Here is a 15,402-nt window from a genome sequence, read left to right on the forward strand (position 1 = left end):
GCATCGATGCGCGCGGGCCGAAGATCACCTCGAACCAGGGCTTCGGCACGAAGCCGGCGACGGGGTTCGGCACTCACGGGACCACCGCGTCGCTGACCCGGTTCACGCTGCCCGGGGACGGACAGATCCGCGAGACTCACACACCGAAGGTGTACGCCCAGAACGGCTGGGGGAACCCGCGGTCCGACGTCGCGCACGCCAAGGGCGGTCGTGCCGTGCCTGCCGTACCCGTGCCGAGGCGCATCGGTGACCCGTCGCCCATCAAGCACGTCTTCCTGGTGGTGAAGGAGAACCGCACCTATGACCAGGTCTTCGGGGACATGCCGGAGGGCAACGGCGACGCGACGCTCGCTCAGTTCGGAGAGCAGACGACGCCCAACCAGCACGCTCTGGCGCGTCAGTTCGGGCTCTACGACAACACGTACGACGTCGGGACCAACTCAGCCGAGGGCCACAACTGGCTGATGCAGGGCGACAATCCGGAGTACAGCGAGTCCAGCGCCGGCGAGTACACCAGGTCCTACGACACCCAGGAGGACGTGCTGGGCCACCAACGCTCCGGCTTCCTCTGGACCGCGGTCGACGCGGCCCGCAACACCGCGCGCAACTACGGCGAGTTCGAGTACACCGAGGGCAAGCCGCCGGGTTCCTGGCAGCAGTACTTCTGCGCTTCGACGAGCGTCGAGGACGGCGGAGACCCTGCCCAGCTCACCACCCCGGAGCTGAAGGGTGACTATGGGTCGGTCATCCCGTCGCTGAACGACATCACCAACCCGCTGTCCCCGCCCTTTGACCTCTCGATCCCGGACATCTACCGCTACCAGATCTGGAAACAGGACTTCAAGAAGAACGGGCCGGCCAACTTCCAGATGATGTGGCTCTCCAGCGACCACACCGGTGGCCCGTCGACCCCGCGAGCAGCGGTGGCCGACGGCGATGTGGCGGTCGGCAAGGTGGTCGACGAGATCTCGCACAGCAAGTACTGGAAGAGCTCGGCGATCTTCGTGGTCGAGGACGACAGCCAGGCCGGTGTGGACCACGTCGACGGACACCGGGCCCCGATCCAGGTGATCAGCCCATGGGCGACGCACAAGAAGACCGTCTCGACGTACTATTCGCAGCTGTCCATGGTCCGCACGATCGAGCAGATCCTCGGCGCCGAGCCGTTGAACCAGAAGATCGCCGCGGCGACTCCGATGTTCGACGCGTTCCAGTCCAAGGCGGACCTGACCCCGTTCAACGCGGTGGCGAACCAGATCCCGCTGACGGAGAACGTCGTCCCGGCTCCCGAGTGCGGTCTGGACAAGACGGCCTCGAAGGTGAAGGCACCGGAGGTCCCGGCCAAAGCAACTGCGCTCGCGACGGCCTGGGGCACATGGGCGCAGAAGCAGCACTTCACCGGCCGCCAGGCACAGGCCGACTACGCGCACCCGGAGCAGATGAACCGGTACACCTGGTACCAGGCCCACGACTGGACCACGCCCTACCCGGGTGACGCGAAGCTCTACTACCCGAAGAATGTTCCGGGGGCTGCGATCCCGTCCGCCGAGGTGGAATGACCTGACCGAGGAACGGAGGACCCGCTGGCTGCCAAGCCGGCGGGTCTTTCCGTCGTGGCTGTCGAAGCGTGCCCTCGCGGGGTTCTAGAACGCTGTTCGTGAGCAAGGCTGCCGGCCCTGTGCTGCTCAGGCCTCCAGCCGCCGCAGCGCGACGTCCAGCCGCGCGGACAGCTCGTCGACCGAGGTGCCGAACGTCTCGACGACGGTGACGCCGTCGGGTCCGACGAGGAAGGTCGCGACCTCGGTGTAGACGCGGCTGACACACGCGAGCCCCGTGAGGGGGTAGGTGCACGTGGGGACGAGCTTGGGGGAGCCGTCCTTCGCGAAGAGGTTCATCATCACGAACACGTCCTTGGCGCCGATGGCGAGATCCATCGCGCCGCCCACCGCGGGGATGGCGTCGGGGGTGCCGGTGTGCCAGTTGGCGAGGTCGCCGTGCTCCGAGACCTGGAAGGCGCCAAGCACACAGACGTCGAGGTGCCCGCCGCGCATCATGGCGAACGAGTCGGCATGGTGGAAGTACGAGGCGCCCGGCAGCTCGGTGACCGGCAGCTTGCCGGCGTTGGTGAGGTCGGGGTCGATCTCGTTGCCCTGTGCGGCAGGACCCATGCCGAGCATCCCGTTCTCGGTGTGCAGGACGCCGCCGGAGCCGGGAGCGAGGTGGTCGGCGATCGTGGTGGGCTGGCCGATGCCGAGGTTGACGTACGACCCGTCGGGGATGTCCCGGGCGATGGTGTGCGCCAGCTCGTCGCGGGTCAGCGGATCGCGATCACGGTGCTCGATCGTGTGGTCGACGGTGATGTCGATGCTCATGGGCGTCCTTGGGTGACCTGCACGATGCGGTCGACGTAGATGCCGGGGGTCACGACAACCTCGGGGTCGAGGTCACCGACCTCGACGACGTGGGTGACCTGGGCGATGGTCGTGGTGGCGGCGGTGGCCATGACCGGGCCGAAGTTTCGGGCCGTCTTGCGGTAGACGAGGTTGCCCATCGCATCGCCCTTGTACGCCCCGATCAGCGCAACATCACCGTGGATCGGCATCTCGAGGACGTAGTCGCGACCGTCGATGGTGCGGGTCTCCTTGCCCTCGGTCAGGGGCGTGCCGACACCGGTGGGGCAGAAGAACGCCCCGATGCCTGCCCCGGCGGCCCGCATCCGCTCGGCGAGATTGCCCTGGGGCACGACTTCGAGATCGATCCTGCCGTCGCGGTAGAGCCCGTCGAACACGTGCGAGTCGGACTGCCGAGGGAACGAGCAGACGACCTTGCGCACTCGGCCCGCGTGCAGCAGCGCAGCAAGGCCCGTGTCTCCGTTGCCCGCGTTGTTGCTCACGACGGTGAGGTCGGTGGCGCCCTGCTCGATCAGTGCGTCGATCAGCGCGACCGGCATGCCCGCCATGCCGAATCCGCCGACCAGCACCGTCGACCCGTTGGCGATGCCCCCGACGGCCTCGAGGGTCGAGTCCGTGACCAGCGTCATTGCGTCGCCCCGGTCGTCGAGGTGGTGTTCTCGAGGACCACGGCGAGGGCCTGACCGACGCCGATGCAGATGCCCGCAACGCCCCAGCGCTCGCCGGACTCCGCCAAGCGGTGGGCGAGGGTGCCGAGGAGGCGGGCCCCGGACGCGCCGAGCGGGTGACCGATCGCGATGGCGCCGCCCTTGGCGTTCACGATCTCGGGGTCGATCTTCCAGGCATCGACGCAGGCGAGCGACTGCACCGCGAAGGCCTCGTTGAGCTCGACCGCTCCGACGTCCGACCAGGAGATTCCCGCACGGGCCAGTGCGGCGTTTGCCGCCTCGACGGGGGCGAAGCCGAAGTCCTGCGGGTCGAGGGCGTGCACGCCACGGCCGGCGATGCGCGCGACCGGGTCGAGGCCGATGGCGGGGGCCGCTGACTCCGAGCCGATCAGCAGCGCGGAGGCGCCATCGGTCAGCGGGGAGGCGTTGCCGGCCGTGATGCTCCCGTCGGGGCGGAAGGCGGGCTTGAGCCCGGCCAGCGTCTCTGCCGTGGTGCCCCGCCGGATGCATTCGTCGATCGCCAGCTCGATGCCCCCGATCGGTGTCACCAGGTCGGCGTAGAAGCCGTCGGCCCAGGCGGCATCGGCGAGCTCGTGGGAGCGGGCGGCGAACGTGTCCTGGCGGCGGCGACTGATGCCGAACCTGGCCTGCAGCTGCTCGTTGCACTCACCCAGCGAGATCGTCCACTCCGGCGGCATCCGGTCGTTGACCAGTCGCCATCCGAGGGTCGTCGACACGGCCGTGGTGTCGCCGGCGGGGAAGGCGCGGCTCGGCTTGGCCAGCACCCACGGAGCACGGGTCATCGACTCCACACCGCCAGCCACCACGATGTCGGCGTCACCTGTCTCGACGACGCGCGACGCCATCATCGCCGCGTCAAGGCTCGAGCCGCACAGCCGGTTCACGGTGGTTGCGGGGACCGAGGTCGGCAGACCCGCGAGCAGAACCGCCATGCGTCCGACGTTGCGGTTGTCCTCGCCTGCACCGTTCGCGTTGCCCCAGAACACGTCACCGATCGCAGCCCGGTCAAGGCCTGGCGCCTTCGCGAGGACGCCGGACAGAGCGGTCGCCGCAAGGTCGTCCGGGCGCACCCCCGCGAGGGCTCCGTTGAACCTGCCGAAAGGGGTGCGGGTCGCGGCGTAGAGGTAGGCGCTGGTCATCGGTTCTCCTGATCGAGCTCGTCCAGGACGCCCTGGGCGATCCGGAATGCTGTGTTGGCGTCGGGCACCCCGCAGTAGATCGCTGTCTGGAGCAGCAGCTCCTTGATCTCCACGTTCGTCAACCCGTTGGTGCGCGCCGCGCGGACGTGCATCGCGAGCTCCTCGTGGTGACCGCGGGCGACGAGTGCCGTCAGGGTGATGAGCGAACGGCTGCGCCGGTCGAGACCCGGACGTGTCCACACAGACCCCCAGGCGTACTCGGTGATGAAGTCCTGGAAGTCTCGTGTCAGCTCGGTCGTCCCGGCGACGGCACGGTCGACATGAGCATCGCCGAGCACCTCTCGGCGCACCGCCATCCCGGCCGCCCTGACATCGTCGCGCGTCGGCGACGGCGCGGCTGGCTCCTCGCCCCGGACGTGCGCGACGATCAGATCGGCCACCCGCTCCGGCTGCTCGGCCGGCGCGAGATGGGCGACATCCTCCAGAACGGTCAGGCTGCCGTGGCGGACGCCCACGGCGATCTCCTCGAGGCTGGCCGGTGGAGTCGGCCCGTCCTCGGCACCGGCGATGGCCAGCACGGGTGTCGAGATCTCGCCGAGGCGCGAGCGGACGTCGAACGTCGCGAGCGCGTCGCAGGTCCGGGCGTAGCTCTCGCGGTCGGTGTCCTGCAGGGAGTGCAGCAGCGCTGCGCCGACCCCGGGCTCGCGGTCGAGGAAACCCGGGGCGAACCAACGCGCCGCGGACCCCTCGAGCACGGCAGGCGTCCCGGAGGCGCGCACCGTCGCGGCGCGTTCATGCCAGGCATCGGCGTCGCCGATCTTGGCCCCGGTGCAGACCAGCACCGCCGAGTCGACGCGACGCGGTGCATCGAGCAGCAGCTGCAGCCCGACGGCGCCGCCCACGGAGACGCCGGCGTACGCGAACGAGCGTCCCTGCTCGCCGCGCTCAGCCAGCATGTCGTCGATCATCTCAAGTACCCCGGTCGCGAGGTCGGCGATGTCGAACGGATCGGTGGGTGCGGTGTTGGAGCCATGTCCCGGCAGGTCCCACGCCAGCACCTCGAACCACACGGCGAGCGTCGGTGCGGCTGCCGACCAGAGCGCACGCGCGGAGGTACCGAGCGAGGGGCCGAGCACCAGCAGTGGCAGCGCGGAAGAGCCGCCCAGACGGACTGCGGTGATGCGGGGGACGGTCACGCGTTCTCCTCAAGAAAGGTGCGGGCTCTCTCGACCACGCCGGCGACAAGGTGATCGGAGGTGCCGAGGTAGGTGGTCGGGTCGGGGTCGCTGTGCTGATCGAGCAGGTCGGCGACGCTGCGTCGCTCGGAGAGGATCTCGTTGCCGGTGCGGTCCAGCGTCTCGCGCATCCGGCCAGCGTCCACGTGCAGACCCTGGAGCAGCTCGGTGGTCTGCGACGCCGCGACCACGGTACGTCGGCCGAGGGTGCGCAGCGTGGCCCACTCGGTGTGCCACGCGCCGTCCGGCCGCTGGTCGCCAGCAGTGGCTGACGCCACGTGCAGCGTCGAGGCAAGACCCGGCGCAGCGAGAGCTGCGCGGCGCACCAGGACGGACAGGATCGGATTGTGCTTGTGAGGCATCGTCGATGAGCTGCCGCGACCATCTGCGGTGGGTTCGGCCAGCTCGGCGATCTCGCTGCGTGAGAGCGTGGCGACGTCGGTCGCGACGTGACCCCAGGCGTCGGTGCAGGTCACCAACGCATCGGCGGTGCGGGTGATCGGGCCACGCGAGGTGTGCCACGGGCGTTGCCGGCGCAGGCCGAGCGACTCCGCGGCGATGGTGGCCACCTCGACCGCGGCGGACGACGGGTCTTCCAACCCGCGCAACCGGGCGAGCTCGGTCGTCGCCGCCAGCGTGCCGACGGCACCGCCGATCTGGGCCGGCAGCAAGGCGCGGGCATCGACGACCAGCTCGGCAGCGTCGATGATGCCGTCGAGCCAGGAGGAGGCAACCGCCCCGAATGTCGTCGGCACCGCGTGCTGCGTGAGGGTGCGACCCACCATCGGAGTCGCCGCGTGTCGCTCTGCGCTGATCGACAGTGCGATGACCTGGGATCGCAGTTCGTCCAGCAAACGGTCGAGGACGTCGCGCAGCGCCAGCGCCAGTGCCGTGTCGAGCACGTCCTGGCTCGTGAGGCCGCGGTGCAACCAGGTCGCTGCGTCAGTGCCGACGCGTGATCGGAGAAGTGTCACGACCGGGACAACCGGGTTGCCGCTCGCCTCAGCACCCCGTGCGATCTCGTCGACGTCCTCCGCCGTGACAGCGATCGTGAGATCCTCGTCGCTCGTCAAGGGAGCGAGGCCGGCATCGACGAGCGCATCGAGCCAGAAGCTCTCGACGCGCACCATCGCCTCGAGCAAGGCACCATCGCTCATCAGCGCTCCGGCGCGCTCGTCACCGGGCCAGAACAAATCAGTCATGGTCGCAGTCTGCCGCTCAATGACCGGGGTAGGCCAGGAAGACCGTCTCGCGGTCGCCCTGCAGGTGCACGTCGAACACGAATCCGGTCCGGTCAGGAACCGCGACGAGCGTCTCACGACGACCAGGATTGACCGACAACAGGAACGGATCCTCGGCGAGGGCGCCGTCATCGGGGAGGTAGGCGCGGGTGAACAGGCGGTTGAGCAGACCGCGGGCGAACACCGTCAGGGCGAAGAACGGCGCGTGTCCGGAGTCGGTCGCACCGGGCGTCAGCGTCGAGAAGCAGTAGTGACCGGCGTCGTCGGTCGCCGCACGGCCCCAGCCGGTGAACGTCCATCCGTCACGGTGCAGCGAGCCTGGCTCCTGAACGATCCTGCCATCAGGGCCGGCCTGCCAGATCTCGATCATCGCGTCGGGAATCGGTTCTCCCGCACCGTCCAGCACCGTGCCGTGCAGGCGAATCGCGTCGATGCTCCCGGCCGGCACGAGCTCGGAGTCGCCTCTGAACGGAAGGGCGTCGTGGAAGAACGGCCCGATGGTCTGGCCGGGCGTCGGTGTTAGCCGCGTGCTCATGCGTCGTCCTCGGCGTCCATCCACGTGCGGTGGCTGCCGGTCAGGACGATGTCCCAGCGGTAGCCGGTGCTCCACTCCGGAGTGGTCAGGTCGTGGTCGTACACGGCCACGAGGCGTGCACGGGCGTCGGCGTCGGTGATCGACTGGAAGATGGGGTCGAGTGCGAACAAGGGGTCGCCCGGAAAGTACATCTGCGTCACCATGCGCTGCGTGAAGTCCGTGCCGAACAGCGAGAAGTGGATGTGCGACGGCCGCCACGCGTTGCGGTGGTTCTTCCAGGGGTAGGGCCCTGGCTTGATCGACTGGAACGAGTACGAGCCGTCGGCGCCGGTCAGGAATCGGCCGGTGCCGGTGAAGTTCGGGTCGAGCGGAGCCGGGTGTTGATCCCGCTTGTGGATGTAGCGCCCGCCGGCATTCGCCTGCCACACCTCGACCAGCTGATGCGCCACGGGGCGTCCGTCACCGTCGACGACCCGACCGGCCACCCTGATGCGCTCGCCGATCGGCGCACCACTGTGCTGGATCGTCAGGTCGGCCTCGAGCGGGCTGACGTCCTGCGGACCGAAGCACGGGGCCCACCTCTCGATGGTCTCTGGATCGGCGTGGTGAAGATCTTTCGTGGGGTGCCGCAGGATGCTGCTGCGGTAGGGCGCGTAGTCGAGCCGGGGCTGGCTCTGGACACAGCCGTCCCGCTTTGTCGCCTCGTAGTGACAGGGTGCGATTCGAGAGCGTCAACAACGCCATCGAGCAGGCCAAGGTCGCCGCCTACGCGCTGACCGGTCGCGAGGAGGAGTACGCCGGGATCCCGTGGTTCTGGTCCAGTCAGGGCACGCTCAAGCTCCAGATCGCGGGGCTGTCCGCCGGCCATGACCGCACCCTCGTCCGTCGCGACGAGCCGGGAAAGTTCTCGGTGCTCTACTACCGCGGCGAGGACATCATCGCCGCTGACTGCGTCAACACCCCGCTCGACTTCATGGCGGTCAAGGCCGCCTTGGCACGCCGCGCGAGCATCCCCTTCGACGACGCCGCCGGCCCCTCGAACCAGCTGAAGTCGATCACCGTCGCACCTCGGAACACAGAAATGAGTGCACCATGACCACACCGCTTCCCTCCACGCCGATCGCCACGACCCCCGCACGGGGGGTCGACCTCGATCCGATCTGGGCTGCTGTCGTGCCAGAGTCACGTGCACGGTCGAACGACATCCACCTGCCGGTGTCGCTGGCCTTCGCCGAGCGACTGTGCGACGCATACCCGGTGGCAGACGATCTGCTCGTCCGGGTGGCGATCCTGCTGCACGACACCGGCTGGGGCAGGGTCGACGAGTCGCGGATCATCTCCGAAGGTTTCTCGGGCGACTGGCGCAAGGCGGCCATCCGATTCGAGCACGAAAAGCTGGGCTGCGAGATCGCCCGCGAGGTCCTGCCAGCGCTGGGGTACGACGAGAAGTTCGTCGAGGAGGTCGCCACGATCATCGACGGCCATGACACCCGCAAGGAGGCGAAGTCGCTCGAGGACGCGCTGATGCGTGACGCCGATCGGTTGTGGCGTTTCGATCACGCCGGTATTGCGCTCGCGTCTGGGTGGTTCGCGATGGACCCGTCCTCCTACTGTGATCGTCTCGAGGCTGAGATCGTCCCCGAGCTCCTGACTGAGGCGGCGATGTCGATGGCGAAGGCCGACCTGCAACGTTCGCGCGCTCTGCTCAAGACTGCGGTCCTGAGGTGACAGTTGCCGCGGATGCACGCGCGCACATGACTCTGCCGTGGACCCACGTCGATGATCACTTCATCGACGGGAGGTGGCAGACGTCGACCGGTGACGTGCGCCACGACGTGATCGACCCTGCCACCGAGGAGGTCTGGGGTTCGGTCCCGGAGGCAACCCCCGACGACATCGATGCAGCCGTGCGCGCCGCAGACGCCGCATTCCGATCGGGGCCCTGGGCCGGCACCGCTGCCGCCGATCGGGCAGAGATCCTGCTGCGAGCGGCCGATGCCCTGGAGGAACGCGCGACGGAGCTCTCGCTGACCAACACCCGCGAGAACGGCTCGCCCGTCGCAGAGACCCAAGGTGCGGCGGCGAATGCTGCCTCGATCTTCCGTTACTTCGCGGGGCTCGCCCAGTGGCTCCAGACCGAGGACGTACGCCCGTTCCCTCGCGGCGTCGGTGAGACTGTCGTCCGACGGGACCCGGTTGGCGTGTGCGTGCTCATCGCGCCGTGGAACTTCCCGATCAACCTCGTGGCGATCAAGCTCGCGCCGGCGCTGCTGGCAGGTTGCACCGTCGTGATCAAGCCAGCCTCGCCGACCCCGCTGTCGATCCGGTTCGTCGTCGAGGCGTTGGCGACCGCTGGTGCCCCGGCGGGAGTCGTCAATCTGCTGACAGGCTCGGCGGCTGTGGGGGACGCCCTCGTCCGTCACCCGCGTACCGCCAAGGTGGCATTCACGGGCTCGACCCCGGTCGGCCGCGCAATTGCCGCCGCGTGTGGTGAGCTGCTGCGCCCGGTGACCCTCGAGCTCGGAGGCAAGTCCTCAGCACTGGTGCTGCCGGACGTCGATCTCGAGGCGATGTCAGAGGTGCTGATTCGTTCGTGCCTGCGCAACACCGGGCAGACCTGCTACATCTCGACCCGCATCCTTGCTCCTGCCGAAAAGTACGACGACGTGGTCGACATGGTCACCGCGACGGTTGCCGCCGCGAGGCAAGGTGACCCACTCGACCCGGAATCTGTCTTCGGCCCGGTCGCGACGAAGGCGCAGTTCGACATCGTCCTTGCCCACATCGAGGTGGCACGGGCCGAGGGTGCCCGGGTCACGACCGGCGGTCGGGCTGCCGACGTCGCGCGCGGCTACTTCATCGAGCCGACGGTGTTCGCCGACGTCACCCCCGACATGCAGATCGCGCGGGAGGAAGTGTTCGGGCCCGTCGTCACGATCCTGCGGTACGAAACCCTGGATGAGGCGATCGAGATTGCCAATGCCACAGATTTCGGTCTGGGAGGTCTGGTGTTCTCGCGGGATGCCGACGACGCGCTCGCCGTGGCAGATCGGATGGACACCGGATCGGTCGGGATCAACTTCTTCGCCTCGAACCACAGCGCCCCCTTTGGCGGACGACACGACTCGGGCCTCGGTGTCGAGTACGGCATCGAGGGTTTGTCGGCCTACGTGACGTACAAGTCGATCCACCGCAGGCTTACTCCATAGGGCTTCAGGTCGAGGCTTCCGGTGAGTACCGACACCCCCTACGGGTACTCACGTCTCATGCTCAGCTTCCACAAGGCTCTCTTCCGACCGAAGGCTGGGTGATCGGCGATGGCAACACGCTCCCGTCTGGTCGCGACGCGCGTCCCGAAAAGTCCGGACGGTGTCGTCCTGGTCCTTCACGGAGGTGCCAGCCGCGATGGTGACACTGCCGTCAGCCCCACGCAGCTCTCGGTGCTGCGGATGATCCCGATCGCGAGCCGGATCGCCCGCAGTGGTCGGCGACGTCTCGCGGTGTTCCGGCTTCTCAACTCGAGCCGGGGGTGGGACACGAGCCGCACGCCCGTCGACGACGTCACCTGGGCGCTCGGAGAGGTGCGGCAGCGGTTCGGCACCGATCTGCCGGTCGCGCTGGTGGGGCACTCGCTGGGTGGCCGCGCGGCGCTCCTGGCTGCGGTCAACCCGGAGGTCCGCTCGGTGGTTGCGCTGAACCCCTGGGTCTATCCGGCCGATGGTGGCACGCCGATGCGCGATCGCCGGATCCTGATCGTTCACGGGACGGCCGACCACATCGCCAACCCTGAGAGCTCGGCAGCGGTTGCACGTGGCCTTGCGCGCCACTCGGAGGTCGGCTACGTCCGCGTCATCGGTGGCAAGCACGCCATGCTGCGTCGCCACTCGGTGTTCGACCGCCTGGCCGCCGACTTCGTCGCGGCAACGCTGCTCGACAGGGCGGTCAACGGTGTCGTCGGGGGAGTGCTGCGCGGCGAGTCGCCGGTCGACATCTGAGCGACTTCCGCCACGTCGTCCCGACGTCAGTCGCCCCAGCTCATCGAGAACACCTCGAAGGCGGCGGCGTGGGTGACTCCGAGTCGTGACCCCGTGGGTCGCGACATCCCCTCGAGCATCTCGGCCGGGTCGAAGCCCTCCCAGCCCAGCCCGTCGATGTAGGCCTGGTGGGCCAGGAGCGACTCGACGCCGCGGTCGAAGGTCGCTGTCGTGTCGACGGCGTGGGTGCTGTCGGGCGAACCGGCGGCCCACACCTGCGTGACGCCGCCCCACGGCTCCACCCCCTCGACGAGCTGCTCGGGGAACACCCACCGGTTGCCGGCGTCACCGGCTGCGTCGAGGCTGGCCCGTCCGACGGCGACGTGATCGGCCTGGTTGGGAGTGCGTCCGCCCCACGTCTCCCGGAAGTTGTTGGTGATGACGACCTCTGGGCGGTGTTTGCGCACCATGGCGGCGATCGCGCGCCGAAGCGGGACGCCGTACTCGAGAATGCCGTCGGGCAGGCCGAGGAACTCGACCGTCTCGACGCCGACGACCTTGCCCGACGCGATCTGCTCGGCGACGCGCACCTCACGGCACTCGTCGGGGGAGAGGGCGTCGATGCCGGCCTCGCCGCTGGTGACCATGCAGTAGACGACAGTCTTGCCTTGATCGGTCCATCGAGCGATCGCGGCAGCGGCGCCGAACTCCACGTCGTCCGGGTGGGCAACGACGACGAGTGCGCGATCCCAGCTCTCATCGACAGGTTCGAGTGGTGAGGTTTCCATGTCCTCAGATTAAGGTGCGGGATCACGAGAGGGCCAACAGAAATTTCCCGAGGGACGCGATAGTTGGCGCGCTCGCAGACTCCGGCGGTGGCTCTCGGCGCGACTCGAGGTGGCCCCCGCTACCGCAGGAACTGCCGGATGACCGGTAGGTTTGCCCCACCACGGGGAGGTAGCTCAGCTGGTTAGAGCAGGGGACTCATAATCCCTGGGTCGCGGGTTCGAGCCCCGCCCTCCCTACCAACAGCATTGAATAATCGCCTGTGAGCAATGCGACGGACGGACGACTTTGCGGCGACCGCCTGGCCCGGTTCGCGCGAGCGCACGGTGCCGTCAGTGTGGTGTGCGACTTCTGCGGCACCCGGCGTGGCACCGCTGGGGTGGAAATATTGAATGTCGTCCCCACTGAAGCGAAAAATGCGAGAATCGAAAAAAAGGGGCTTCATGATCAAAAAGGTTGTCGTCATACTCGTTGCGTTATCCACAGTGTTGCTCCTAGGAGCCGTGACATCTCCGGCTTCAGCGTCGGGCTCATTGCAGTTCAAGAAGATCTACTACGACTCACCTGGCTCAGACACGGGCAGCAATGCCAGCCTGAATGCCGAGTACGTCACAGTCAAAAACACGGGGACCAGCACACGCAGCCTTTCCGGCTACACCATTCGTGATGAAACAGGATTCAAGTACAGGTTCCCAACGGGAGCGAAGCTGCGCCCCGGATACTCGGTAAAGGTGCACACTGGCTCGGGATCAAATACTTCGTCCAACAGATACTGGTCGCAGTCCCGGTACGTGTGGAACAACACCGGTGACACCGCCACGCTGCGGAACTCTTCCGGCGTGAAGAGGGACACCTGTTCGTGGTCAAGTGGCGGCCCGGGATACAAATATTGCTGAGGGAAATCGATTTCCCTCGGCCTCGGCGAGACCTCGCAACTCGGTCTTGATTCGTCCAAGGTCGGAACGCTCGTGATCGAGTCGAGTCCGAACGGCAGATGACGTGAGGCCTATCCAGTCGGCGTCCGAGGTGCTGACGTGCCTGGTCGATAATCCCTGGGTCGCGGGTTCGAGCCCCGCCCCCCTACGAAGATGAGGAGCCGTGGCGGCGGTGTCAGGCGCCGGGGCTCACGTGGACTGTCGCCGCGGTGAGTCTGGGGACTCCGTCGCGGAGACGGTCCTGGGCGTGGTGGGCAATCTCGTGTGCCGATTGCAGGTCGAGCCCACAGTCAACCTCAATGCTGGTCTCGGCGTGCAGGTGGTGGCCGATCCATCGCAGCTGGATCGAGTCGATGCGCTGGACGCCGGGCGTCGCCGCCAGCGCGCGCTCGGCTGCGTCGACGAGAGTCGGATCGACTCCATCGAGGAGGCGGCGAAACACCTCGGTCGCCGCGCCCTTCAGGACGACGAGGATCGCGACCGTGATGAGCAACCCGACGATCGGGTCGGCCAGCGGGAACCCAGCGAGGACACCGATCGCGCCGAGCGCCACGGCGAGCGACGTGAAACCGTCGGTGCGGGCGTGCAGCCCGTCGGCGACGAGCGCGGCCGACCCGATCCGGCGCCCGATGCGAATGCGGTAGACGGCCACGAGCTCGTTGCCGGCGAAGCCGATGATCCCGGCCACCAGGACGACGCCGACGTGGGAGATGTCGCGCGGATTGATCAGTCGGCTGATCGACTCGTAGCCGGCGACGATCGCGGACAGGGCGATCATCAGCACGATGAACAGGCCGGCAACGTCCTCGACGCGTCCGAGCCCGTACGTGAACCGCTTCGAGGGCGCGCGGCGCACCAGGACGAAGGCGATCCAGAGGGGGACGGCGGTCAAGGCGTCCGAGAAGTTGTGGATCGTGTCGGCGAGGAGTGCGACCGACCCGGTGAGGAGCACGATGACGAGCTGGGCCAGTGCAGTTGTGAGCAGGACGAGCAGGCTGATCTTCAGCGCGCGGATGCCCTCCTCGCTCGACTCGAGCTCGGAGTCGATCGAGTCGGCGGCGTCGTGGCTGTGCGGCCGGATGATCGAGAGCACGAGCCCCTTCAGCCCACCCGGGTGCTTGTGGTCGTGGTCGTGGTCGTGCGGATGCTGATGGTCGTGGACGTCCGTCATGCCTTCGCCCCGTTCGCGTCAGGCAGCGAGATGACGGCGTCGGCGTGGTGTGCTGGCACGGTGGTGCCCTGATGTTCTGCGTGATGCACCCCGTCGAGCACCAGCTGACGCACGTGCTCGCTGTCGAGCCGGTAGTAGATCGTGTTGCCGTCTCGACGGGTCTGGACCAGGCGGGCGAGCCGGAGCTTGGCGAGGTGCTGGGACACCGAGGCGGGAGACTTGCGTACCGTCTCGGCCAGCTCCCCGACCGACATCTCGTGGTCAATGAGGCACCACAGCAGGCTGAGCCTGGTGCCGTCGGAAAGCATGCGGAACACCTCGACGGCCAGGTCGAGCTCATCGGACGACGGCAGCACCAAACTACTATCTGCATCCATACGTAGATAATAGCAAGAGATGCCGCACCCGTCAGTCTTCGCTGTACAGTTCCTGTCAATGTTGACGTGCTCCTCTGAGGTCGATGACATGGGCCGCCTGGGTCGCGCCCTCGCTGTTCCGACCCGCTGCACGATGCCGCTGGCGCTGATGTTCGACCTCGACCTCGTGGTGACGGGCGACGACTGCGTGACAGCCGGTGCCGCACCATGAGCCAGCCCCTGAACATCTCTTCCACCTCCTCCGAACGGCGCGACGTGCTGGTGCGGCGAATCCGTGTCTTCGTGGCGTGCACCATCGCCTGCAACGTCATCGAGGCGGTCCTGGCCATGTCTGCAGGTCTCTCCGCGTCGTCGTCCGCGCTCATCGGTTTCGGGCTGGACTCGATCATCGAGGTGTCATCGGCAGTGGCGGTGGCATGGCAGTTCTCCGGTGACAACAGCGAGGAGCGCGAGTGGGTTGCCTTGCGGGTCATCGCGTTCTCGTTCTTCGCCCTCGCCGTCTTCGTGACGATCGATGCGGCGAGGTCGCTGCTCGGTGACGGTGAGCCCCGCAGCTCCACGGTCGGCATCGTCCTGGCTGCGACCAGCCTCGCCGTCATGCCGGGGCTGTCATGGGCCCAGCGGCGCGCGGGTCGCGAGCTCGGATCGCGCTCAGCCGTCGCCGATTCCAAGCAGACGCTTCTCTGCACCTACTTGTCGGGCGTCCTGCTGGTCGGGCTGCTCATCAACAGCCTCTGGGGCTGGGGTTGGGCCGACTCCGTCGCGGCGCTGGTCATCGCGGCAGTCGCAGTGAAGGAAGGACGCGACGCATGGCGCGGTGATGCCTGCTGCGCACCGTCGGCGGCGCAGTCAACAGCCTCCGACGACGCGTGCAGTGGCGGCTGCTGCGTGCCCGCCGACCCGTCCTGA

The 15,402-nt window shown here is 67.8% G+C and carries 18 protein-coding genes, 1 tRNA gene and 1 pseudogene; 9 read left to right on the forward strand and 11 right to left on the reverse strand.

What is annotated here, in order from left to right; genetic code table 11:
* Positions 1–1,559: alkaline phosphatase family protein (locus H7290_RS13240; protein ID WP_290514486.1), on the forward strand; the 1,559-nt coding region annotated here is incomplete at its 5' end.
* Between the two features lie 126 nt (positions 1,560–1,685).
* On the opposite strand, the gene H7290_RS13245 is transcribed toward H7290_RS13240, so the two are convergent.
* The 8 genes and pseudogenes from H7290_RS13245 to pcaH all read right to left on the reverse strand — a co-directional run bounded on the left by H7290_RS13245 (position 1,686) and on the right by pcaH (position 7,972).
* A complete protein-coding gene (locus H7290_RS13245; protein ID WP_290514487.1) occupies positions 1,686–2,372 on the reverse strand; it encodes a 3-oxoacid CoA-transferase subunit B in 687 nt (228 codons plus the stop codon).
* Entirely contained in the window at positions 2,369–3,040 is a 672-nt protein-coding gene (locus H7290_RS13250; protein WP_290514488.1) for a 3-oxoacid CoA-transferase subunit A, read from the reverse strand. The genes H7290_RS13245 and H7290_RS13250 overlap by 4 nt, the downstream gene beginning before the upstream one ends.
* Positions 3,037–4,239, reverse strand: a complete 1,203-nt coding sequence (locus H7290_RS13255; protein ID WP_290514489.1) for a thiolase family protein — start codon at positions 4,237–4,239, stop codon at positions 3,037–3,039. The genes H7290_RS13250 and H7290_RS13255 overlap by 4 nt, the downstream gene beginning before the upstream one ends.
* A complete protein-coding gene (gene pcaC, locus H7290_RS21370; protein WP_366927635.1) occupies positions 4,236–4,595 on the reverse strand; it encodes a 4-carboxymuconolactone decarboxylase in 360 nt (119 codons plus the stop codon). Before pcaC ends, H7290_RS13255 begins: the two co-directional genes overlap by 4 nt.
* An 87-nt stretch (positions 4,596–4,682) precedes the next feature.
* Positions 4,683–5,435 (reverse strand): annotated as a pseudogene (locus H7290_RS21375) (alpha/beta fold hydrolase); the annotation flags it as partial.
* Entirely contained in the window at positions 5,432–6,676 is a 1,245-nt protein-coding gene (locus H7290_RS13265) for a lyase family protein (protein WP_290514491.1), read from the reverse strand. The gene H7290_RS13265 and the pseudogene H7290_RS21375, both read right to left, overlap by 4 nt.
* A gap of 16 nt (positions 6,677–6,692) precedes the next feature.
* Positions 6,693–7,250 (reverse strand): protocatechuate 3,4-dioxygenase subunit alpha, encoded by a 558-nt coding sequence (gene pcaG, locus H7290_RS13270; protein ID WP_290514492.1) that lies wholly within the window; start codon positions 7,248–7,250, stop codon positions 6,693–6,695.
* A complete protein-coding gene (gene pcaH / locus H7290_RS13275; protein ID WP_290514503.1) occupies positions 7,247–7,972 on the reverse strand; it encodes a protocatechuate 3,4-dioxygenase subunit beta in 726 nt (241 codons plus the stop codon). The genes pcaG and pcaH overlap by 4 nt, the downstream gene beginning before the upstream one ends.
* Here pcaH and H7290_RS13280 point away from each other — a divergent pair.
* The 4 genes from H7290_RS13280 (at position 7,966) to H7290_RS13295 (ending at position 11,245) form a co-directional block, all read left to right on the forward strand.
* A complete protein-coding gene (locus tag H7290_RS13280) occupies positions 7,966–8,346 on the forward strand; it encodes an oxidoreductase C-terminal domain-containing protein (protein WP_290514493.1) in 381 nt (126 codons plus the stop codon). The two genes, pcaH and H7290_RS13280, sit on opposite strands and share 7 nt — an antisense overlap.
* Positions 8,343–8,978 carry an HD domain-containing protein gene (locus H7290_RS13285; RefSeq protein ID WP_290514494.1) on the forward strand — a complete coding sequence of 212 codons (636 nt, stop codon included), beginning with the start codon at positions 8,343–8,345 and terminating at the stop codon, positions 8,976–8,978. Before H7290_RS13280 ends, H7290_RS13285 begins: the two co-directional genes overlap by 4 nt.
* A 26-nt stretch (positions 8,979–9,004) precedes the next feature.
* Positions 9,005–10,459, forward strand: a complete 1,455-nt coding sequence (locus H7290_RS13290) for an aldehyde dehydrogenase family protein (protein ID WP_290514495.1) — start codon at positions 9,005–9,007, stop codon at positions 10,457–10,459.
* Positions 10,460–10,567: 108 nt separating this feature from the next.
* Positions 10,568–11,245, forward strand: a complete 678-nt coding sequence (locus H7290_RS13295; RefSeq protein WP_290514496.1) for an alpha/beta fold hydrolase — start codon at positions 10,568–10,570, stop codon at positions 11,243–11,245.
* Positions 11,246–11,271: 26 nt separating this feature from the next.
* Here H7290_RS13295 and H7290_RS13300 read toward each other — a convergent pair whose 3' ends face one another.
* On the reverse strand, positions 11,272–12,012 hold the full coding sequence (locus H7290_RS13300) for a PIG-L deacetylase family protein (RefSeq protein ID WP_290514497.1): 741 nt from the start codon (positions 12,010–12,012) through the stop codon (positions 11,272–11,274).
* 163 nt (positions 12,013–12,175) lie between these two features.
* Here H7290_RS13300 and H7290_RS13305 point away from each other — a divergent pair.
* A tRNA-Met gene (locus H7290_RS13305) sits at positions 12,176–12,252 on the forward strand.
* 201 nt (positions 12,253–12,453) lie between these two features.
* Positions 12,454–12,906, forward strand: coding sequence for a lamin tail domain-containing protein (locus tag H7290_RS13310; protein WP_290514498.1), 453 nt, complete (start codon positions 12,454–12,456; stop codon positions 12,904–12,906).
* A 214-nt stretch (positions 12,907–13,120) separates the two neighbouring features.
* Here H7290_RS13310 and H7290_RS13315 read toward each other — a convergent pair whose 3' ends face one another.
* On the reverse strand, positions 13,121–14,116 hold the full coding sequence (locus tag H7290_RS13315; protein ID WP_290514499.1) for a cation diffusion facilitator family transporter: 996 nt from the start codon (positions 14,114–14,116) through the stop codon (positions 13,121–13,123).
* Entirely contained in the window at positions 14,113–14,493 is a 381-nt protein-coding gene (locus H7290_RS13320; RefSeq protein WP_290514500.1) for a metalloregulator ArsR/SmtB family transcription factor, read from the reverse strand. The genes H7290_RS13315 and H7290_RS13320 overlap by 4 nt, the downstream gene beginning before the upstream one ends.
* Positions 14,494–14,581: 88 nt before the next feature.
* Between H7290_RS13320 and H7290_RS13325 the strand changes: the two genes are divergently transcribed.
* Together H7290_RS13325 and H7290_RS13330 are read left to right on the forward strand one after the other, a co-directional pair.
* Complete coding sequence (locus tag H7290_RS13325) at positions 14,582–14,704, forward strand: hypothetical protein (protein ID WP_290514501.1); 123 nt, start codon at positions 14,582–14,584, stop codon at positions 14,702–14,704.
* Positions 14,701–15,402, forward strand: a complete 702-nt coding sequence (locus H7290_RS13330) for a cation transporter (RefSeq protein ID WP_290514502.1) — start codon at positions 14,701–14,703, stop codon at positions 15,400–15,402. Before H7290_RS13325 ends, H7290_RS13330 begins: the two co-directional genes overlap by 4 nt.

The organism is Aeromicrobium sp. (assembly GCF_014378035.1).
Taxonomy (GTDB): Bacteria; Actinomycetota; Actinomycetes; order Propionibacteriales; family Nocardioidaceae; genus Aeromicrobium.